Source organism: Streptomyces vilmorinianum (assembly GCF_005517195.1).
GTDB classification, from domain to species: Bacteria; Actinomycetota; Actinomycetes; order Streptomycetales; family Streptomycetaceae; genus Streptomyces; species Streptomyces vilmorinianum.
The window spans coordinates 1034032-1055926 of the sequence record NZ_CP040244.1 but is presented as its reverse complement, the minus strand read 5'-3'; the positions used below and the strand labels follow the sequence as shown (position 1 = coordinate 1055926).

Sequence of the window (21895 nt, the reverse complement as noted above, 5' to 3'; positions counted from 1 at the left end):
CCGGGTGCGGTCGCGTGAGATGGACCTGCCCCCGTTCACACGCGCCCCAGAGATACGCATGCCGCATGCCACCCTTCCGAGTTTCCGCATACGCGTCAAGGTCGTTGCGCGTGCGATGCCGGAAAGATCACCAGTTGACCGTCATGCGGGGATGCAACTGTGACGTAAACGTGGAACTACCGCCTCCCCCAAGCCAGTTCCCTTGTCGACAAAGCGGCCCGCCAACCCCGATTCCGCTTGCGCCCGCGAATCGACATACGACGAAAACGCCGGGCCCCTCGCACCGTCGGTGCGAGGGGCCCGGCGTCGCAGACCTCAATACCGTTACTTCTCCTGCTGCTTGCGCCAGCGGATGCCCGCCTCGAGGAAGCCGTCGATCTCGCCGTCCAGGACGGCCTGCGGGTTGCCGACCTCGAACTCCGTACGCAGGTCCTTGACCATCTGGTACGGGTGCAGGACGTACGAGCGCATCTGGTTGCCCCAGGAGCTGCCGCCGTCGCCCTTGAGGGCGTCCATCTTGGCGCGCTCCTCCTGACGCTGACGCTCGAGCAGCTTCGCCTGGAGGACGTTCATGGCGCTCGCCTTGTTCTGGATCTGGGAGCGCTCGTTCTGGCAGGAGACCACGATGCCGGTCGGGATGTGCGTGATGCGCACCGCCGAGTCGGTCGTGTTGACGCCCTGTCCGCCCGGGCCCGACGCGCGGTAGACGTCCACGCGCAGCTCGGACTCGTCGATCTCGACGTGGTCGGAGGACTCGACGACCGGGAGGATCTCGACGCCCGCGAACGACGTCTGGCGGCGGCCCTGGTTGTCGAACGGGGAGATACGGACCAGGCGGTGCGTGCCCTGCTCGACCGAGAGCGTGCCGTAGGCGTACGGGGCCTTGACCACGAAGGTGGTCGACTTGATGCCGGCCTCTTCCGCGTACGAGGTCTCGTAGACCTCGGTGCCGTAGCCGTGCCGCTCGGCCCAGCGCAGGTACATGCGCTGGAGCTGCTCGGCGAAGTCGGCGGCGTCGACGCCGCCCGCCTCGGCGCGGATGTTGACCAGCGCCTCGCGCTCGTCGTACTCGCCGGAGAGGAGCGTACGGACTTCCATCTCGTCCAGCGCCTTGCGGACGGAGGTGAGCTCCGTCTCCGCCTCGGCACGGGTGTCCGGGTCGTCCATCTCCTCGGCGAGCTCGAAGAGCACCCCGAGGTCGTCGATCCGGCTCCGCAGGGCCTCGGCCTTGCGGACCTCGGCCTGGAGGTGCGAAAGCTTGCTGGTGATCTTCTGCGCCGCCTCCGGGTCGTCCCAGAGGGACGGGGCCGCGGCCTGCTCTTCGAGCACGGCGATGTCGGCCCTCAGCTTTTCGAGGTCCAGGACGGCCTCGATCGACCCCATGGTCGAGGAGAGGGACTTCAGCTCTTCGGATACATCGACGACTGCCACGCGTCCAGCGTAACGGCTCGCCGAGAATCCCCGGTCCTCCAGCCCCAGGGGGTGTCTTGTGGATCAGGTCCGGCAAGATCCACAAGACACCCCCTAGGGCTCGGTGGACGTCTTCGAGTCCTGGGCCGGTGCGTCGGTGTCGTCGGCGGCCGCCAGATAGCCGCCCACCCCCAGCGCGCCCGCGACGACGACCGCCGCGATCGAGAGCGTGATGCGGCGCTTGCGGACCGCCTCCGCCTTGTGGCGGGCCGAGCCGGGCCGCCGGGCGCCGGCCGGGCGCGGGGCGCGGGCGGTGCCCAGGGGGCCGCCGGCGAGCTCGTCGGGGGCGGGGACGCGCATGGAGGTGTGGGTGTCCCGGTTGGAGTCGGGCGAGGCGCCCGGGACCAGGGGGACGGCGGCCCGGCGCGGCGCGCCCTCGGCGGAGCCCGCACCGGATCCGGAGCGGGTCGAGTACGGCTCCTCCTCGTACGCCTCCGTCTGCTGTTCCGCGTCGTCCGGCTCGTCCACGTCCAGCGGGGGCATCCCGGCCAGCAGGGGCAGGCACTCGCGCAGGCGGCTGGCGAGCTCCGAGGCGCGCAGCCGAGAGGCGGGGGCCTTGGCCAGGCACTGGACGATCAGCTGCCACAGCTCCTCGGGGATGCCCGGCAGCGGGACGACCGTCTCGGTGACGTGGCGGCGCAGCACGGCGCCCGGGTGACCGCCGCCGAAGGGCGTGAAGCCGGCCAGGAGCTCGTACAGGACGGTCGCGAGGGCGTAGATGTCGACGGACGCGCGCGGGGGCAGGCCCTCGACGATCTCCGGGGCCAGATAGTCGGGGGTCCCGATGATGCGGGTCGCCTTGGTGCGGCCCGGGGTGTCGATGAGCTTGGCGACCCCGAAGTCGGTGAGGAGCGCCGGGTGGGCGCCGCCGGGGCCGAGCGGGCCCTCCATGTCGAGCAGGATGTTCTCCGGCTTGACGTCCCGGTGGACGACCCCGGCCGCGTGCGCCGCGGCGAGACCGTCGGCGACGTCGGCGATGATCGCGACGGCCGCCTCGGGGGCGAGCCTGCGCTCGCGGTCGAGGCGGGTGCGCAGATCGGTGCCGCGGACCAGGTCCATGACGAGCGCGAGGTCGTTGCCGTCGACGACGAGGTCGCGGACGGCGACGACGTGGGGGTGGTCGAGACCGAGCAGGGCCGTGCGCTCCTGGACGAAGCGTCCGACGAGCTCCTGGTCCGAGGCCAGGTCCTCGCGCAGCAGCTTGATCGCGACGGGGCCCTCGGGGCCCTCGCCGAGCCACACCGTGCCGGCGCTGCCCCGGCCGAGGATCTGGTGGGCCGTGTAGCGGCTGCCGATATTCCGTGCCAAGACTGCTCCCTCAGCGGCTGGCGGTCGCGTCAAAGTTACGCGTCCGCAGCCGCCGGTCGTCACTTCCGAGGGGAAAACACCCCTCGGAAGTCGATAAATCGGCAGTACTGCCGTCTCTTACTGCCCTGTACCGCCGGTAGTCGTACCACTCTCCGTCGCGCTGCCGAGTTCGGAGATCCAGCCGGAGACGGACGAGATCATGTCGCCGATGGCCTCCCAGTAGCTCTTGCCCTCGGCGATCCAGCTCTGCAGCGGGGTCAGCTCCCAGATGAGCCAGCCGGCGATCACGAACAGCACGATCGTGAACAGACAGCCCTTCAGGCAGCCCAGACCCGGGATCCGCATCGGGTTGGCGCTGCGCTGGCGCGGCGGCCGCGGCTCGCGCGGGGCGGGCGCCTGGGGCGGCGGCTGCGGGGGCGCGTACTGCTGTTGCTGCGGGGCGTACTGCTGCTGAGGCGGCGGGGGCTGCTGGGGCGCGTACTGCTGCCGCTGCGGCGGCCGCTGGGGCTGCTGGTACTGCTGCGGCTGCTGCGGCTGCTGCTGGTACGGCTGGGGCTGCCCCTGGGGCGGCTGCTGGCGCTGCGGGCGCCGGCGCAGGGGGTCCTGGCTCGGGTCCAGGTACTGCACCTGCGTCTGCTCGTTGCGGTCGCGGGCCGCGGCCAGCTGGCTCTGCCAGGGGTGCGGTTCCTCGGGCTGGGACTGCGGCGGACCGTCCGGGCGCGGTGGTACGGGGGGCATGACCGCGGTCGGGTCGGCGGCGCCGGCCGGGCCGCTGGTCGGCATGACGCTGGTCGCGGCGGCGGGGTCGTACTGGGCGCCGGCGCCGCTGGGCAGCACCTGGGTCGCGCCGGCCGGATCCACGCCGGGGGTCCCGGGGACCGGCGCGGGCGCCGGGTCGGGGGCGAGCAGCGCGCCGACGCCGTCGGCCGCCTCGATCTGCGCGGGCGTGGCGTGCACGCCGATGCCGGCGGCCACCGCGCGCAGCCCGCGGGCCAGGTTCTCGGCGCTGGGCCGCTGGTCGGGGTTCTTGCTGAGGCAGCGCTCTATGACCGTCCACAGCGGGCCGGGCACGGTCGAGGGGCGGCGCGGCTCCTCGCTGAGGTGGCGGTGCAGGACCTCCAGGGCCGTACCGCCGGCGAACGGGGGCCGGCCGGTGACCAGCTCGTAGAGCAGGATGCCCGCGCCGTAGATGTCGACGGCGGAGGTCTGCGGGCGGCCCTCGGCTGACTCCGGCGCGACGTAGGCGGGCGTGCCGACGAACTCGTGCGTCCGGGTCAGACCCGGGGAGTCGGCGAGGCGCGCGATGCCGAAGTCCGTGAGCATCGGGTGCATCTGGCCGCCCTGCTCGGCGAGCAGGACGTTGGCCGGCTTGAGGTCGCGGTGGACGACGCCGTCGGCGTGGCTGGCGGCGAGCGCGTCGGCGATCTGCGCGGTGAGGAGCGCGGCGGCGACCGGGGTGAGCGGGCCGCTCTCGCGGATGTACCGGTGCAGGTCCGGGCCCTCGACCAGGTCCATGACGAGGGCGAGGACATCGCCCTCGACGACCAGGTCGCGGGTGCGCACGATGTTGGGGTGGGTGAGCCGGAGCAGCACGGACCGTTCGCGCAGGAAGCGCATCACGATGTCCGCGTCGTTGGCCAGCTCCTCCTTCAGGACCTTGATCGCGACGGTCTCTCCGGGCTGGCCCGGCACGGCCGCCTCGGCGCCCGCCGCCTCCCGCTGGCGGGCTCGCCAGACGGTGCCCGTGGCGCCGCGGCCGAGCGGCTCCTCGAGCAGGTACTTGCTGCCGATTGGCCGCACGTCACGCGCTCCCTGCTGATCGTGGTCCTGGGATTCCCGGAGTTCCTGTGGTGTGTTGTGACCCCGTCCGGGTGTCCGACCCACTTTAGTGCCGCCGAACGGGTCATCGGTCGTCACGAGACGGCTGATTTCCGGCGCAGGACTTGTCCGAAAACAAGACGCGTCTGTCGTACCGGTGGTTGCCACGGACGTCGTAAGACGTACCCAACCAGGCACTTTTACGTCCACAGCCGACCATTCAAGATCACTTGAGGCCGACCCGCGGGCGGGTTGTCAGTGGCAGGTGCGAGGATGCCTACAGCACGTCGTGTCGAGGGGTCGGGAGCCCCCGCGCCGTGCCGACCTGTACCGGACGACGCGTCCGTGCCGGGTGGGGGGAGAGACAGGGCGGTTCCCCTGCCGGGCATCACGCGCAGAAGGGACCGCTGACGGCGATGCAGATCCGGCTGACCGTCCTCGCGCCGCACGCCGGCCATGGCGCCGGGCGCGCCTGCGACGTGCTTGTCACCGCTCCGGCGGGGACGGCGCTGGCCGCCGTGGCCTCCGGTCTGGCCGCGGCCGTCTCCGGCCCCGACACCCCCACCTCGGGGGCGCCCGTGCTCTACGCGGGCCGTGAGCGGCTCGACTCCCAGCGCTGCGCGCTCGGCGAGCCCCCGCTCGTCGACGGAGCGGTGCTCACACTCCAGGTCCCCGGCGAGGACGACCGGCCCGGCGAGGACGCCTCGGCCCTGCTCCACGTGGTCGCGGGGCCCGACGCGGGCGGGGTGCATCTGCTGCACGGCGGGGCGATCCGTGTGGGGCGGTCCCTGGACGCGGACGTCCCGCTCGACGACCCGGACGTCTCCCGGGTGCACTGCACGGTGACCGTCGGGGACGACGGGCGGGTCACGGTCGCGGACCTCGGTTCCACGAACGGCACGACGCTGGACGGCGTGGCGGTCGGCGCCCGCCCGGTCCGCCTGCTGCCCGGAGCGCTGCTGCGCCTGGGCGAGTCCGCCCTCCGCCTGGCGGGACCGGGCGGCTGCGACAAGGACTCCCTGCCGACGGCCCCGGACGGCGAGGGCCATCTGCGGGTCGGCCCGGGGGCGTCGGGCGCTCCCGCCCCCGTCCCCGCAGCCTCCGGCTCCGGCTCCGGCTCCGGTTCCGGTTCCGGCGACGAGAGCAGGACGTACGGCCACGCGCACGGGCGCGGCGCGTGGCAGGAGACGGACGGTCTCCAGGGCGACGGTTCCGCTCATGGAACGCACCACATGCGCATCCCCCCGGACCCGGCCCACGGCGGCTCCCCCGCGCACGCGCGCGCCGAGGAGCCCCTGGACGGCGAGGGCGAGGCGCACAGCAGGACCCGGCAGACCGCGCGCCAGGCGCCGCCCGCGCGCGGCAAGCGCGGGATCGGAGCCTGGGCCCGGCGGCTCACCGGCGCCAGGGAGGACCTGCCGGTCCCCGGGTCCGAGACCGGCGTGGGCGCCGGTGCCGGTCCCGGCGCCGCGTCCGGTACGGACCGGGCCGCCGGTCGTCCGCCGGTCGCCGAGACCTGGCCCGATCCGGCCGCCGTGCTGCTCACCGCGCTCGGCCCCGGCCCGCGGCTCTGGGAGCGGGGCCCCGACCACCCCGAGTCGCTCGTGGTCCGGCTCGGAACGACCGACCGGGCGGAGCTGTCCGGGGTCCCGGTCACCGTCGGGCTGCGCGAGGCGGGATCGCTCGGGCTCGCGGGCCCCGGGAACCGGCTGGCCGGGCTCGCACGCTCCGTCGTCGCCCAGCTCGCCGCCCTGCACTCCCCCTCCGACCTGGAGATCGTGCTGATCAGCGCGGACCGGAACCGCCCCCTGGAGGAGCGGCGCCGGGCCTGGGGCTGGCTCGGCTGGCTCCCGCACCTGCGCCCGGCCCACGGCCAGGACTGCCGGCTCCTCCTCGCGTACGACCGCGATCAGGCCCATGCCCGTACCGCCGAGCTGACCCGGCGCCTCGACGACGGGCCGCTCGGCCCCGGCTGGCCGAGCGCCGACCGTGCGACCGTCGCCGAGGCCGCGGCCCGCTACGAAGGGCCGGCGACGGTCGTGATCGTGGACGGCGACCCCGGTTCGGCGGCGCTGCGCGAGACGACCGCGCGGCTCGCCGGGGCGGGGGCGGCCGCGGGCATCCATCTGCTCTGTCTGGCCGAGGCTCCGGCCGCCTCCCCGGTCTCCCCGGTCGCCGCGACGTACGAGAGCGCGTGCGCGGCCTCGCTGGCCTTCCGCGAGTGCGGGGCGGTCGCCCTGCTGAGCGGCGACGTGGCGACGGCGCTGCGGCTGCTGCGCACGGCGGGAGGCCGGGCCGCGGGCCACGGGACCATCGGCGTGGTGGACGCCGTCTCCGTCGCCTGGGCGGAGCGTTTCGGGCGGGCGGTCGCCCCGCTGCGCACGGACGCCCCCGCCGCGACGCACGGGCGGACGGCCGCGACGGCGCTGCCCCGGTCAGCCCGGCTGCTCGACGAGCTCGGCCTCGCCCGGGCCACGCCGGCCTCGCTGATGGCCCGCTGGGCCGCCGCCGGGGGCGGGACGGCCGTCCTGGGCGCCGGTCCGCGCGGGCCGGTGTCGGTCGACCTGACCGAGGAAGGCCCCCACCTGCTGATCGAGGGGCCCGCGGGCAGCGGGCGCACGGAACTGCTGCGCTCGATCGCCGCCTCCCTGGCGGCCGGCGGCCGCCCCGACCGGCTGGGCCTGCTCCTGGTCGACGGCGCGGGCGGTGAGCGCGGCGAGGGCCTGGCCGCGTGTACGGAGCTGCCGCACGTCACCGAGCACCTCGTCGCCTCCGACCCGGTGCGGATGCGCGCGTTCGCGCAGGCGCTGGGCGCGGAGCTGAAGCGCCGCGCGGAGATCCTGGGCGACGGGCACTTCGCCGACGGCCGGGCGGCGGGCCGCCTGATCGGCCAGCGCCCGCCGAGCGCGGCGGAAACCGTGCCCCCGGGCGCCCGGACGACCGCCCGCGTCCCCGACGCCCGCTCGGCCCCCGCCGACACCCCCCTCACCGACCGCCCGAGCGGCCGAACCCTCCGCACGGGCGAGGGCACGGTCGGCGACCGCCCCGGCACCCGCGACCCGAGGGCGGGCGCGGACGACCTGACGTACCGCCCGAGCGCCCGGACGCCGCGCACCGGCGACGGCGACCTCACCGACCGCCCGAGCAGCCGCACGGCGCGCACGGGCGCCGACGACCTCCAAGGCCACGCGAGCGGCCGGACCGTACGTACCGGCGCGGAGGACCTGACGTACCGCCCGAGCGCCCGGACGCCGCGCACCGGCGACGGCGACCTCACCGACCGCCCGAGCAGCCGCACGGCGCGCACGGGCGCCGACGACCTCCAGGGCCACGCGAGCGGCCGGACGTCACGCACCGGCGCGGAGGACCTGACGAGCCGTCCGAGCGGCCGCACGGCGCGCACGGGCGCCGACGACCTCACGTACCGCCCCAGCGCCCGGACGCCGCGCACCGGCGACGGCGACCTCACCGACCGCCCGAGCAGCCGCACCCCACGCACGGGCGCCGACGACCTCCAAGGCCACGCGAGCGGCCGGACCGTACGTATCGGCGATGGCCCCGGTGCCGAGGATCTCGGGGATCGCCCGTCCGGGCGGGTGCCGCGTCCCGGTGGGGAGGTGGACCCGTACGCCGGCGCGACGCTGCGCATGCGGGCCGAGGCCGTGGGGGGCGGGGACGACGAGGCCGCCGCCCTGCCCCGGCTCGTGGTGCTGGTCGACGACTACGACGCGCTCGTGGCGCCCGCGCTCGGATCCCCCGGGCGGCCGGCCGCCGGGTCCGTCGTACGGGCCCTCGAAGCCGTCGCGCGGGTCGGTGAGCGGCTCGGGGTGCACCTGGTCGCGACCTCGGCGCGCCCGGACCGTACGGCGGACACGGAGCTGGCCCATGGCGCCCGCCTCCGGGTCGTGCTCGACGCGCCCCCCGTCGCGGCCGGTCCCGACGAGCCCGCGCCGGGCCGGGGACGGCTCGGGCACCCGGACGGCCGGGTGACCCCGTTCCAGGCCGGCCGGGTCACCGGCCGCATCCCGCGCACGGCGACGCTGCGGCCGACCGTCGTCCCGCTGGAGTGGGAGCGGATGGGCGACCCGCCCACCCGCAGACCCGTCCGCGAGCTGGGCAACGGCCCGACCGACCTCGCACTCCTCGCGTCCGCGCTCGACCGTGCGGCCCGCTCCGTCGACGCGACGCCGGTCCCCCCGCTCACGCCCGCGACGCACGCCTGACAGGACGTCACGAGCCCATCACGATCCCCCGTTCGCCGCGGAAGGCGGTATTGCGGCGCCCCATCACCCGGCGTAGACCTGTCGACACTGGCACGAGCACGGGACGCGCACGCGCACAGGAGAGACGGGGCAGTAATGCGTACAACTCTTCGTACACGCAGGGCCGCAGCGGCGATCGCCGCCCTCACCGCACTCACCCTCGCCGGCTGCGGCGGGGAGAACTCCAAGGACCCGGACCCCGGGCCGGGCGGCACCGGCAAGGAGAAGAAGTCGGTCTCCTTACCCTCCCTCAAGGGCGAGAAGATCGAGGTCGCCGCCGTCTGGACCGGCCCGGAGCAGGAGAACTTCACCAAGGTCCTGAAGGAGTTCGAGAAGCGCACCGGCGCCACCGTCACCTTCGTGCCCGCCCAGGACCCGATCGTGAACTTCCTCGGCACGAAGATCGCCGGCGGCTCCCCGCCCGACGTGGCGATGCTCCCCCAGGTCGGCGCGATCCAGCAGGCCGCCGCCCAGAAGTGGCTCAAGCCGATCGGCCCCGAGGCCGAGGCCGAGCTGCTCAAGAACTACTCCCCGGGCTGGCGGAACCTCGGCGCCGTCGACGGCACGCAGTACGGCGTGTACTTCAAGGCCGCCAACAAGTCCCTGATCTGGTACAACAACGCCGCCTTCGAAAACGCGGGCGCCTCCGAGCCCAAGACCTGGAAGGACTTCCTCGCCACCGCCGAGACCCTCTCGGCCTCCGGCGTCACCCCGGTCTCCGTCGGCGGCGCCGACGGCTGGACCCTGACCGACTGGTTCGAGAACATCTACCTCTCCCAGGCGGGCCCGGCGAAGTACGACCAGCTCGCCAAGCACGAGATCAAGTGGACGGACGCCTCCGTCACCCAGGCGCTCACCACTCTCGCCGAGCTGTTCGGCAAGCCGGATCTGATCGCGGGCGGCGCGGACGGCGCGCTGCAGACGGAGTTCCCCGTCTCGGTCACCCAGACCTTCACCGGCGGCGACCAGCCCAAGGGCGCGATGGTCTTCGAAGGCGACTTCGCCGCCGTCAACATCGCGCAGACCAGCGCCAAGATCGGTACGGACGCGAAGGTGTTCCCCTTCCCGTCCGTCGGCGCGGCGTCCCCGGTCGTCACCGGCGGCGACGCGGCGGTGGCCCTGAAGGACACCAAGGGCGCCCGGGCGCTGCTGACCTTCCTCGCCTCGCCGGACGCCGCCGCCGTCTGGGCGGGCGCCGGCGGCTTTCTCTCCCCCAACAAGAACCTGAACCTGACCGCGTACCCGAACGACGTCCAGCGCGAGATCGCCCAGGCCCTGATCGAGGCCGGGGACGACTTCCGCTTCGACATGTCGGACCAGATGCCGCAGTCCTTCGGCGGAACGCCCGGCAAGGGCGAATGGAAGGCGCTCCAGGACTTCCTGAAGAACCCGCGGGACATCGCCGGGACCCAGGCGCGGCTGGAGGCCGACGCGGCCAAGGCCTACAAGAGCTGACGCCGTGGCCTCCCGGCACAGTGTCACCGGCACGCGCAGGGCGGTGGCGGCGGGGTTCCTGCTCCCCGCTCTGCTGCTGCTCGGCGCGCTCGTCGTCTACCCCATCGGGTACTCCGTCCAGCGCTCCTTCTTCGACAAGTCCGGGGACTCCTTCGCGGGCCTGGACAACTACATCGAGCTCTTCACCGACGACACCATCCTCACCGCCGTCAAGAACAACGCGATCTGGGCGGTCCTCGCCCCGACCGTCGCCACCGCCCTCGGCCTGATCTTCGCGGTGCTGACCGAACGGGTGCGCTGGGGCACGGCGTTCAAGCTGATCGTCTTCATGCCCATGGCCATCTCGATGCTGGCCGCCGGGATCATCTTCCGGCTCGTGTACGAGCAGGATCCGGACCGGGGCGTCGCCAACGCCGTCTGGGTCGGCGTCCACGACACGTTCGCCGAGTCGTCCGTCTTCCCACGGGCGCGCCCGCTTCCGGTCCACCCCCTGGAGGCGGCGGGCGGTGGTGCGTACGTCACCAAGAGCCCGGTCCGTACGGGAGAGACGGCGCGGCTTCCGCTGATCGGCGTCGCTCCGGCGCAGATGCCGAAGGACGCCCGCCCGGCGCACGAACCGCCGCTCCAGGAAGGCCGGATCACCGGCGTCGCCTGGCTCGACTTCACCAAGGGCGGCGGCGGGAAGGCGAACGCGGTCGACCCGAAGGAGCTGGGTCTCAAGGGGCTGCGCGTCGAGGCGGTGAAGGACGGGACGGTGGTCGCGTCCACAACGGTGGCGGCCGACGGCTCGTTCGTTCTCCCGGCCGCCGAGGCCGACGGGGCCCTGCTGCGGCTGCCCGCGAGCAACTTCCGCGAGCAGTACAACGGCGTGGAATGGCTGGGCCCTTCGCTCGTCACGCCCGCGGTCATCGGGAGTTACGTGTGGATGTGGGCCGGGTTCGCGATGGTCCTGATCGCGGCAGGTCTCGCGAGCGTGCCCCGTGAACTGCTGGAGGCCGCCCGCGTCGACGGGGCGAACGAGTGGCAGGTCTTCCGCCGGATCACGGTCCCGCTCCTCGCGCCGGTCCTCGCCGTCGTCCTGGTCACCCTCGTGATCAACGTGCTGAAGGTCTTCGACCTCGTCTTCATCATCGCGCCGGGGTCGGCCCAGGACGACGCGAACGTCCTCGCCCTGCAGCTGTACCGCTCGTCGTTCGGTACGGACGCAGATCTCGGGGTCGGCTCCGCCATCGCCGTCGTGCTGCTCCTGCTCGTGCTGCCGGTGATGGTCTTCAACATCCGCCGGATGCGAAGGGAGGCCCGGCGATGACGGCATCGAACGCTTCGAATGCTCCGAGCGCCCCGAACGCTTCGAACGGATCGAACGCTTCGAACGGATCGAGCGGAGGCGGCCTGGGCTCTCGGCTGGCCGCCCGCGCCGCGGGCGGCGCCGCGCGGGTCTTCCTCGTCCTCGTCGGCCTGTTCTGGCTGATGCCGACGGTCGGTCTGCTGCTCTCCTCGCTGCGCGGCCCGGCCGACATCAGCGAGAGCGGCTGGTGGCAGGTCTTCACCTCCCCCGCCCAGCTGACCACCGAGAACTACTCCGCGATCCTCTCCAACGAGACGATCACCGGTTCGCTCGTCTCCACCGTCCTGATCACCGTCCCGGCCACGGTCCTGGTCGTCGTCATCGGCTCGCTCGCCGGGTACGCCTTCGCGTGGCTGGACTTCCCCGGCCGCGACTGGTGGTTCCTGCTGGTCGTCGGTCTCCTGGTGGTCCCGGTGCAGGTCGCGCTCGTGCCCGTCTCGAAGCTCTTCGGCACGGTCGGCATCTTCGAGACGACGCTCGGGGTCGTGCTCTTCCACACCGCCTTCGGGCTGCCCTTCGCGATCTTCCTGCTGCGGAACTTCTTCGCGGAGATTCCGCGCGAACTGCTGGAGGCGGCGCGGCTGGACGGGGCGGGCGAGATCCGGCTCTTCACCCGGGTCGTGATGCCGCTGGGCGGGCCGGCGATCGCCTCGCTCGGCATCTTCCAGTTCCTGTGGGTCTGGAACGACATGCTGGTCGCACTGATCTTCGCGGACTCCGAGTCCCCTCCGATCACGGTGGCGCTGCAGCAGCAGGTCCGGCAGTTCGGGAACAACATCGACGTGCTCGCGCCGGGTGCGTTCGTGTCGATGGTGATTCCGCTGGCGGTCTTCTTCGCCTTCCAGCGGCAGTTCGTCTCGGGGGTGATGGCGGGCGCGGTGAAGTAGCCCCGCCGGACGGCGTTACGGGTACGGCGGTACGGGTACGGGGCGGCGTACCCGTACCCGTACCCGTACCCGTACCCGCACCCGCACCCGCACCCGCACCCGCACCCGCACCCGCACGCGTACTCGTGCTCGCGTCTACGCCGTGAGCGCCGCGACCGCCGAGCGCGCGAGGTCGTCCAGGTACCCCTTCGGCAGCTCCCCGCGCACCACCACCAGCCGCCAGTAGAGCGGCCCCACGACCAGGTCGAGGGCGCGGGCCGGGTCCGCGCCCTCGGGCAGTTCGCCGCGGTCCACGGCCTCGCGCACGACCTGGGCGACCACGCCCTGCTGGCCGTCGAGCAGGGCCGCCCTGATCGCCTCGGCGATCTCGGGCTGCCGGGCGGCCTCCACCAGCAGGTCCGGGATGACCTGCGAGGCCACGGGGTGGCGCAGGGCGTGCGAGGCGACCTCGAGGAGCGCGCGCACGTCCCCGTACAGCGAGCCGGTCGACGGCGCCGGCAGTCCCTGCGTGGCGAAGGCGCCGACGAGGTCGAGGACGAGCGAGAGCTTGGACTTCCAGCGGCGGTAGACGGCGGTCTTGCCGACGCCCGCGCGGCGCGCGATGCCCTCGATGGACATGCGGGCGAACCCGACGGCGGCCAGCTCCTCGAAGACGGCGGCGCGAATGGCCTCGGTCACGTCCTCCCGGAGCACGGCGGCTCCCGCGGGGGCGCGGCGGGGGGACCCGGGGGGTGTCGTCATGACCGGGATCCTAGCCAACCGCGCGCCGGCGACGTCACGACGATACGGTTGCGTTGCGACGCACGCTCGCCCTACTCTCCCCGTAGCGACGATACGGACCCGTTCCATCGTCAGCGATGCCCTGCACCCTCGCCGAAAGCGACCTCGTGACCACCGAGACGCTCACGAAACCCGACTCCGGGCCCCAAGAGGACCTGCGCGCGCTCGCCCTGCGCCACGGCCTCTCCGTCAGCGGCGCGCGCCCCAGCCTCCCGGCCTACGTCGGACAGCTCTGGTCGCGCCGTGGCTTCATCGCCGCGTTCGCGACCGCCCGGCTCACCGCCCAGTACAGCCACGCGAAGCTCGGCCAGGTCTGGCAGGTGATGACCCCGCTCCTCAACGCGGCGGTCTACTACCTGATCTTCGGCGTCCTGATGAACGTCCAGCAGGACATCCCGGACTACGTGCCGTTCCTGATCACCGGCATCTTCGTCTGGACCTTCACCTCGCAGTCGATCATGACCGGCACGCGCGCGATCAGCGGGAACCTCGGCCTCGTCCGCGCCCTGCACTTCCCCCGCGCGAGCCTTCCCCTCGCCCTCGCGCTGCAACAGCTCCAGCAGCTCGCCCTCTCGCTCTGCGCGCTGGTGGCGATCCTGTTCTGCTTCGGCGAGTTCCCCCGCTGGAGCTGGCTCCTCGCCGCCCCCGCTCTGCTCCTCCAGGCGCTGTTCAACGCCGGGGTCGCGCTCGTCATGGCTCGGCTCGCCGCCCGTACGCCGGACATCGCGCAGCTCATGCCGTTCCTGCTGCGCACCTGGATGTACGTCTCCGGCGCCATGTGGTCGATCCAGCACCTGGCGCGGAGCGGCCGGCTCCCGGACACGGTGATCACCCTTCTCCAGGGCAATCCGGCGGCCGTCTACATCGACCTGATGCGCTTCGCGCTCATCGAGAGCTACACCGCCGAGCTGCTGCCGCCGCACGTCTGGGCGCTCGCCGCCGGCTGGGCGCTGGTGGCCTTCGTGGGCGGATTCATCTACTTCTGGAAGGCAGAGGAGACCTACGGCCGTGGCTGAGCAGACCCCCACCGTCGTCGCCGACGGCGTCCACATCACGTACACCGTCAACGGCCCCCGCACCGGCAAGGGGAGCGCCACCGCCGCGCTCAGCCGGATCTTCTCCCGGCGCGCCACCACCCCCGGCGCCCGCAAGGTCCACGCGGTCAAGGGCGTCAGCTTCGCCGCGTACCGAGGTGAGGCGATTGGCCTGATCGGTTCGAACGGATCAGGGAAATCCACCCTCCTGAAGGCGGTGGCCGGTCTGCTGCCCGTCAACGAGGGCAGGATCTACACTCGCGGCCAGCCCTCCCTCCTCGGGGTGAACGCGGCCCTGATGAACGATCTGACCGGCGAGCGCAACGTGATCCTGGGCGGGCTCGCGATGGGTATGACCCGCGCGGAGGTCGACGCCCGCTACGACGACATCGTGGACTTCTCCGGGATCAACGAGAAGGGCGACTTCATCTCGCTGCCCATGCGGACCTACTCCTCCGGCATGGGCGCCAGGCTGCGCTTCTCCATCGCCGCGGCGAAGAGCCATGACGTGCTGCTGATCGACGAGGCGCTCTCCACGGGCGACGCGAGGTTCCGCCGCCGCAGCCAGGAACGCATCGACGAGCTGCGGGCCGAGGCGGGCACCGTCTTCCTCGTCTCCCACTCCAACTCGACCATCACCGAGACCTGCGACCGGGCCCTGTGGCTGGAGGCGGGCACCCTGCGGATGGACGGACCGGCGAAGGAGGTGGTGGCGGCGTACGAGGCGTTCACCAAGAAGGGCTGACAAAGCGCTCATAACCACCCAAACCGCAATAGAGTGCGGTTTCGATGACGACGCATCGCAACCGCACCCCGCCGCCCCAGCCCGAACCCGAACCCGACCGTGAACCCGACCGTGAACCCGACGGTGAACGCGGCCCCGAACCGGGACCCGAACCGGGACCCGAGCCGGGACCGCCCTGCGCTCCCGCGCCCACCCGCCTCACCGGCTCCCCCTTCGAGTCGGACACGTTCACCTCGGCCACGTTCGTCTGGGTCGGCCGCGGCCCCGCCCTCGCCCTCGCCGTCGTCTGGGCCGTCACCCGGGCCGGCATGCTCCTGCTCCTCCTGCGCGACAGCCTGGGCGTGGGCGGCGTGGGACGTGAGGTGTACGTCCTCTACCAGTTCTGGTACCGGCAGTTCGCCCACGGCACCTTCCCCGTGAACGACGTCACCTGGCAGTACCCGCCCGGCGCCGGACTGGTCATCATGTCCCCCGGCGTGCTGCCCTGGCTCACCTACTTCCAGGCCTTCGTCGCCCTCACCCTCCTCGCCGACGCCGCCGTCACCCTCGCGCTCGCCCGCGCCGACAGTGACCGCGTCACGCACGGCGCCTGGGTATGGGTCTGCGGACTCCCGCTGCTCCTGCACATCCCCCTCGCCCGGTACGACGTCCAGGTCACCGCCCTCGCCGTGCTCGCCCTGCTCGCTCTGACGACCCGCTCGGCCGCCGGGCACCGTCTCGGCGGGGTGCTCGCCGGGCTCGGCGCGCTGGTGAAGGTGTGGCCGGTGCTCACCCTGATCGGCACCCCCCGGGGCCGTACCACCCGCGATGCCTGGATCTCCGCCGCCGCCACCGCCGCGGCCCTCCTCGCCACGCTCGCGCTCTGCTTCTCGCACTCGCTCGGCTTCCTGCGCCAGCAGGGCGGCCGCGGCGTCCAGATCGAGTCGCTGGGCGGCACCGCGCTGGCGCTGGCCAGGGCGACGGGCAGCTGGCCGGGCAGGGTCCAGTACCGCTACGGCGCCTTCGAGTACGTCGGCCCGTACGTCTCCAGCGTGGGCCGGGTCGCGCTGCTCCTGACAGTCCTCGCCTTCGTCTGGCTGCTGCTGTGGCGGGTGCGGGCGCGCACCTGGAACGAGGCGACCCCGCTGGACGCCGCCCTCGCCGCCGTACTGCTGTTCACCGTCACCAGCCGGGTGATCAGCCCCCAGTACATGATCTGGCTCCTCGGCCTCGCCGCCGTCTGTCTGACCTCCCGGCGGACCGTGATGCGTCCCGTGGCGCTGCTGCTCCTGCCGACGGCCGGGCTGAGCTCGCTCGCGTACCCGGTCCTCTACGACGAGGTGGTGGCCGGCTCCTGGCCGGGTGTGGCCGTGATGGTGGTCCGCAACGGGCTGCTGCTCGCGGCGGCGCTGCTGGCCGCGCGGCGCCTGTGGACCTCGGCGGTCGCCGTCCCCGCCTGAAACAGAAGACCACGGCGAAGGGGCCCCGCCGGAAGACCGGCGGGGCCCCTTCACACCTCAGTACCGGCTAGCTGTGCGCACGCAGCAGCTGACGCATCGTCCGCATCGCCACCGACAGGTTCGCCAGGTCGAAGGTCTCCGAGCCCTGGATCTCCTCCAGCGTGGTGCGCGCCCGGCCGAGGATCGCCACGTTCTTCTGCTCCCAGGACTTGAACCGCTCCTCCGGCGTCGCGCTCCCGTTGCCCGCCGAGAGCACGTCCGCCGTGAGGGCGGCGTGCGCGGCGAACAGGTCCTCGCGGATGGAGGCGCGGGCCATCGACTGCCACCGGTCGGCGCGCGGCAGCTCGATGATCCGGTCCATGAGCTGGGTGATCCGCAGCCGGTCGGCCAGGTCGTAGTAGACCTCGGCGACCGCCATCGGGGCCTTGGCGGTCCGGTCCGCGATCGCGACGATGTCGAGCGTCGGGAAGGCGGAGGAGAAGCCGGCGACCCGCAGGGCGAGCTCCTCCGGAACGCCCACGCCCGTCAGCTCGTCCAGGATCGACTGGTACCACTCCAGGTCCGCGCCGCGCAGCAGCTGCGGCAGCTCGGCCCAGACCTCCTCCACGCGCTCCCCGAAGAAGTCGATCGTCTCGGCGAGCTGGAGCGGCTGCGGCCGGTTGCCGAGCAGCCAGCGCGTACCGCGCTCGACCAGACGGCGGGAGTGCAGCCGCATCCGGGTCTGGACATCGGCCGGGACCCGGTTGTCGAGCGCCTCGACGGCGTCCCAGACCGCGCCGAGCCGGAAGATGGCGCGGGCGGCGGTCTGCGCGCGGACGATCTCCTCGATCGACGCGCCGGTCTCCTCGCGGAGGCGGTGCAGGAAGGTCGAGCCACCGGTGTTGACGGTGTCGTTGACCAGGATCGTGGTGATGATCTCGCGGCGCAGGGCGTGCGCGTCGATCGCGTCGGGGAACTTCTCGCGCAGCTGCGTCGGGAAGTAGGCGTGCAGCAGCCCGCGCAGGTACGGGTCGTCCGGCAGCTCGGTGCCGATCAGCTCGTCGGCCACCGTGATCTTGGTGTACGCGAGCAGGACGGCGAGCTCCGGCTGGCTCAGGCCCCTGGCGTTGTTGAGCAGCTCGCGGATCTGCCGGTCGTTGGGCAGGAACTCCAGCGAACGGTCCAGGGCACCGTCACGGCCCAGGCGGCGCATGAAGCGCTGGTGGGCGTGGAGCAGGGACGGCGACTGGGCGATGGCATTGGCCAGGGCGGTGTTCTGCGCGTAGTTGTTGCGCAGCACGAGCGCGCCGACCTCGTCCGTCATCTCGGCGAGGATCTTGTTGCGCTGCTTCACGGTCATGTCGCCCTCGGAGACGAGCCCGTTGAGCAGGATCTTGATGTTCACCTCGTGGTCGGAGGTGTCCACGCCGGCGCTGTTGTCGATGGCGTCGGTGTTGACCTTGCCGCCCGCGCCGTCGGGGCCGCCCTTGCGGGCGAACTCGATACGGCCGAGCTGGGTCAGACCCAGGTTGCCGCCCTCGCCGACGACCTTGACCCGCAGGTCCTCGCCGTTGACGCGGATGGAGTCGTTCGCCTTGTCGCCGACGTCCGTGTGCGACTCGGCGGACGACTTGACGTACGTACCGATGCCGCCGTTCCACAGCAGGTCGACCGGCGAGTGGAGGATCGCCTGCATCAGCTCGGCCGGGGTCATCTTGGTGATGCCGGCCTCGATGCCGAGGGCCGCGCGCATCTGCGCGTTGACCGGGATCGACTTGGCGGTACGGGGGTGGATGCCGCCGCCCGCGGAGAGCAGCTCGGTCTTGTAGTCGGCCCAGGAGCTGCGGGGCAGCTCGAAGAGGCGGCGCCGCTCGGCGTACGAGACGGCCGCGTCCGGGGTCGGGTCGATGAAGATGTGGCGGTGGTCGAAGGCCGCGACCAGGCGGATGTGCTCGGAGAGCAGCATGCCGTTGCCGAAGACGTCACCGGACATGTCGCCGACGCCGACGACGGTGAAGTCCTGGGTCTGGGTGTCGTGGCCGAGCTCGCGGAAGTGCCGCTTGACGGACTCCCAGGCGCCGCGGGCGGTGATGCCCATGCCCTTGTGGTCGTAGCCGGCCGAGCCGCCCGAGGCGAAGGCGTCGCCGAGCCAGAAGCCGTAGCTGACGGCGACGTCGTTGGCGATGTCGGAGAAGGTCGCGGTGCCCTTGTCGGCGGCGACGACGAGGTAGGTGTCGTCCTCGTCGTGGCGGACCACGTCGACCGGCGGGACGACCTCGCCCGCGACCAGGTTGTCGGTGATGTCGAGCAGCGCCGAGATGAACGTCTTGTACGAGGCGATGCCCTCGGCCAGCCAGGCGTCGCGGTCCAGGGACGGGTCCGGGAGCTGCTTGGCGACGAAGCCGCCCTTGGCGCCGACGGGCACGATGACGGTGTTCTTCACCATCTGCGCCTTGACCAGGCCGAGGATCTCGGTACGGAAGTCCTCACGGCGGTCGGACCAGCGCAAGCCCCCTCGGGCGACCTTGCCGAAGCGCAGGTGGACGCCCTCGACGCGCGGCGAGTACACCCAGATCTCGTACGCCGGGCGGGGCGCCGGGAGGTCGGGGATGGCCTGCGGGTCGAACTTCATCGACACGTACGGGTGCGGCTGCTCGCCGTCCGTCGTCTGGCCCCTGTTGTCGCTTCCCTCGCTGGCGCTCTGGAAGAAATTCGTCCGCAGCGTCGCCTTGATGACGGTGAGGAAGGAGCGGAGGATCCGGTCCTCGTCCAGGCTCGCGACCTGGTCGAGGGCGCCGTCCAGCTCCTCCAGGAGCCCGTCGATCAGCTCGCTGCCGGCGCGCTGGCGCTCCGGGGACATCCGGGCCTCGAAGAGGGAGACGAGCAGCCGGGTGGTGTGGACGTTGTTACGGAGGGTGTCCTCCATGTAGTCCTGGCTGAACGTCGAACCGGCCTGCCGCAGGTACTTCGCGTAGGCGCGCAGCATCATCGCCTCGCGCCAGTTCAGCCCGGCGCTGAGCACCAGCGAGTTGAAGCCGTCGTTCTCGGCCTCGCCGGTCCAGGTCGCGGCGAAGGCCTCCTGGAACCGCTCACGGGCGTCCTCGGAGAAGGACTGGCCGTTGGCGGTCGGGGAGGGCATCCGCAGACCGAAGTCGTAGACCCACGCGTGCGTGCGGTCGGCGCAGCGCAGCTCGTACGGACGCTCGTCGATGACCTCGACGCCGAGCCGGTTGAGCACCGGCAGCACGGCGGAGAGGGAGATCTGGTCGCCGGACTTGTAGATCTTGAAGCGGCGCTCCCCGGGGCCGGCGCCGACCGGCTCGTACAGCGAGAGCGCGAACTCCTTGCCGCTGCGGCTCAGCTGCTCCAGGTGGACCAGGTCGGCCACGGCGGCGCGCGGCGAGTGGTCGGCCTTGTAGCCCTCGGGGAAGGCGTTGCCGTACTTGCGCAGCAGCTCGGCGGCGCGCTCCTCGCCGGTCTCCGCGTTGAGGGCCTCGGCGAAGCCGTCGGCCCAGGAGCGGGCGGCCTCGACGAGCCGGGCCTCGATGCGCTCCTTGTCGGCGTCGGTGAGGTGGGTCAGCTCGGTGCCGGGCGCGACGCGCACGACGAAGTGCAGCCGGGTGAGCACCGACTCGGTGCTCATGAGCGTGAAGTCGACACTGGTGCCGCCGAGCTCCTCCTTGAGGATGTCGGTCAGGCGCTCGCGGACGGTGGTGTTGAAGCGGTCGCGCGGCAGGTAGACCAGGGCCGAGTAGAAGCGGCCGTACTCCTCCTGGCGCAGGTAGAGCCGCAGCCGGCGGCGTTCCTGCAGGTACAGGACGCTGGTGACGATCTCGCGCAGCTCGTCGGGCGGGGTCTGGAAGAGCTCGTCGCGCGGGTACGTCTCCAGGATCTGGAGCAGGTCGCGGCCGTCGTGGCTGTTGGGCGAGAAGCCGGCGCCGTCCAGGACCTCCTGGACCTTGCGGCTGACGACCGGCACGCGGCGGACGGACTCGGTGTACGCGGCGGAGGAGAACAGGCCCAGGAAGCGGCGCTCCCCGATGACGTTGCCCTCGGCGTCGAACTTCTTCACGCCCACGTAGTCGAGGTACGAGGGGCGGTGCACGGTGGCGCGGCTGTTGGCCTTGGTGAGGACCAGCAGCTTGTGCTCGCGCGCCTTGGCGCGGGCGTCGGCGGGCAGCCGGCTGAAGGACGGCGAGACGGGGTGGGCGTGGTGGTCGTCCGCGCCGCTGTGCTGCGGGTCGGAGCGCAGGATGCCGAGGCCGGTGCCGGGGACGGCGGCCAGCGCGTCTCCGTTGACCAGCTCGTACTCGCGGTAGCCGAGGAAGGTGAAGTGGTCGGCGGAGAGCCAGCGCAGCAGCTCCCGGGCCTCCTCGACCTCGGTGGGACGCAGATCGTCGGCGGTGGGCTCGTCGGGCAGGTTCTCGGCGATGCGCAGCGCGGCGTCGCGCATCTTCTCCCAGTCCTCGACGGTCTCGCGGACGTCGGACAGCACGCGCAGCAGGTCGGTGGTGATCTGCTTCAGGTCGGCGCGGTCGGTCTCGCGGTCGATCTCGACGTGGATCCAGGACTCGGTGAGCACGTCGTGGGGCAGCTCGCCCCTGAGCTCGGTGGTCAGGACCTCGATGAGCTTGCCGGTCAGGTCGCGGCGGACGAGGACCTGCGGGTGGATCACGACGTGGATGCCGCGGCCCTGGCGGGAGAGCTCGTTGGTGACCGAGTCGACGAGGAACGGCATGTCGTCGGTGACGACCTCGACGACGGAGTGGCTGCAGGTCCAGCCGTTCTCCTCGACCGTCGGGGTGTGGACGCGGACGTTCGCGGTGCCCTGGGGGCGGTTCTCCGCGAGCCGGTAGTGCGAGAGAGCGGCGCCGAAGACGTCCACCGGGTCACGGTCGGCGATGTCCTCGGGGGCGGTGTGCAGGTAGTAGCGCTGGAGGTAGTCGATCAGGGTGTCCCTGTCCGGGCGCTCCCCGTTCTCGGGCCCCGTCGGAAGTTGCCCCCCGACCGGACCGGTCTCAGCTACCCGGGCGGCCCGTGCGAGCAGCTCGGCCTTGGCTTCGTCCAGCTTGGTCTGCATGTCCTCTGGCTCCTGTCGCGCGCCGTTGCGTGACGTCGGTGGAAGAAAGGACACAACGCCACGACGCGGTACTACCGGTCGGAGTCGACGTTATGCCGCGATGAGAGATGTCCGAGCCGTTATCGGCCATTTCTGGCGTCGCGCTCGTGACGGGAGAGTCGGCGAACGCCCTGTCGGCCCGGCCGCTGTCGCGGACCGAGCGGAGGCCGGGGGCTTCGCTGCCCCCACGGCGTATCGCGCTGATCACGGGAAAAGCCTATCGCTCTCCACCCCCGGGCCGTCATGGTCCG

Annotated in this window: 12 protein-coding genes; 7 read left to right on the top strand and 5 right to left on the bottom strand. The window is 72.4% G+C overall.

The features are described from left to right. Positions 1-324: 324 nt before the first annotated feature. The 3 genes from prfB to FDM97_RS04995 form a co-directional block, all read right to left on the bottom strand. Positions 325-1431: a peptide chain release factor 2 gene (gene prfB / locus FDM97_RS05005; protein ID WP_137989048.1), complete on the bottom strand. Its 1107-nt coding sequence runs from the start codon at positions 1429-1431 to the stop codon at positions 325-327. 93 nt (positions 1432-1524) lie between these two features. Then, a complete protein-coding gene (locus FDM97_RS05000) occupies positions 1525-2778 on the bottom strand; it encodes a serine/threonine-protein kinase (RefSeq protein ID WP_137989047.1) in 1254 nt (417 codons plus the stop codon). Positions 2779-2895: 117 nt separating this feature from the next. Beyond that, the gene (locus FDM97_RS04995) at positions 2896-4578 is read right to left on the bottom strand and encodes a serine/threonine-protein kinase (RefSeq protein WP_137989046.1); all 1683 of its coding nucleotides are present in this window, start codon (positions 4576-4578) and stop codon (positions 2896-2898) included. 434 nt (positions 4579-5012) lie between these two features. On the opposite strand from FDM97_RS04995, the gene FDM97_RS04990 reads away from it, so the two are divergent. The 4 genes from FDM97_RS04990 (at position 5013) to FDM97_RS04975 (ending at position 12548) form a co-directional block, all read left to right on the top strand. Further along, positions 5013-8819, top strand: coding sequence for an FHA domain-containing protein (locus tag FDM97_RS04990; RefSeq protein WP_137989045.1), 3807 nt, complete (start codon positions 5013-5015; stop codon positions 8817-8819). Between the two features lie 135 nt (positions 8820-8954). Further along, positions 8955-10313, top strand: a complete 1359-nt coding sequence (locus FDM97_RS04985; protein WP_137989044.1) for an ABC transporter substrate-binding protein — start codon at positions 8955-8957, stop codon at positions 10311-10313. A gap of 4 nt (positions 10314-10317) precedes the next feature. Further along, positions 10318-11622: a carbohydrate ABC transporter permease gene (locus FDM97_RS04980; RefSeq protein WP_137989043.1), complete on the top strand. Its 1305-nt coding sequence runs from the start codon at positions 10318-10320 to the stop codon at positions 11620-11622. After that, positions 11619-12548, top strand: a complete 930-nt coding sequence (locus tag FDM97_RS04975) for a carbohydrate ABC transporter permease (protein ID WP_254705505.1) — start codon at positions 11619-11621, stop codon at positions 12546-12548. Before FDM97_RS04980 ends, FDM97_RS04975 begins: the two co-directional genes overlap by 4 nt. Positions 12549-12683: 135 nt before the next feature. Here FDM97_RS04975 and FDM97_RS04970 read toward each other — a convergent pair whose 3' ends face one another. Next, positions 12684-13289, bottom strand: coding sequence for a TetR/AcrR family transcriptional regulator (locus FDM97_RS04970; RefSeq protein ID WP_137989042.1), 606 nt, complete (start codon positions 13287-13289; stop codon positions 12684-12686). A 116-nt stretch (positions 13290-13405) separates the two neighbouring features. On the opposite strand from FDM97_RS04970, the gene FDM97_RS04965 reads away from it, so the two are divergent. The 3 genes from FDM97_RS04965 to FDM97_RS04955 all read left to right on the top strand — a co-directional run bounded on the left by FDM97_RS04965 (position 13406) and on the right by FDM97_RS04955 (position 16546). Further along, on the top strand, positions 13406-14344 hold the full coding sequence (locus tag FDM97_RS04965; protein WP_137989041.1) for an ABC transporter permease: 939 nt from the start codon (positions 13406-13408) through the stop codon (positions 14342-14344). Next, a complete protein-coding gene (locus FDM97_RS04960; RefSeq protein WP_137989040.1) occupies positions 14337-15107 on the top strand; it encodes an ABC transporter ATP-binding protein in 771 nt (256 codons plus the stop codon). Before FDM97_RS04965 ends, FDM97_RS04960 begins: the two co-directional genes overlap by 8 nt. 308 nt (positions 15108-15415) lie before the next feature. Further along, positions 15416-16546 carry a glycosyltransferase family 87 protein gene (locus tag FDM97_RS04955; protein ID WP_137994663.1) on the top strand — a complete coding sequence of 377 codons (1131 nt, stop codon included), beginning with the start codon at positions 15416-15418 and terminating at the stop codon, positions 16544-16546. Positions 16547-16613: 67 nt separating this feature from the next. Here FDM97_RS04955 and FDM97_RS04950 read toward each other — a convergent pair whose 3' ends face one another. Beyond that, positions 16614-21605 (bottom strand): NAD-glutamate dehydrogenase, encoded by a 4992-nt coding sequence (locus FDM97_RS04950; RefSeq protein WP_137989039.1) that lies wholly within the window; start codon positions 21603-21605, stop codon positions 16614-16616. Positions 21606-21895: the final 290 nt, after the last annotated feature.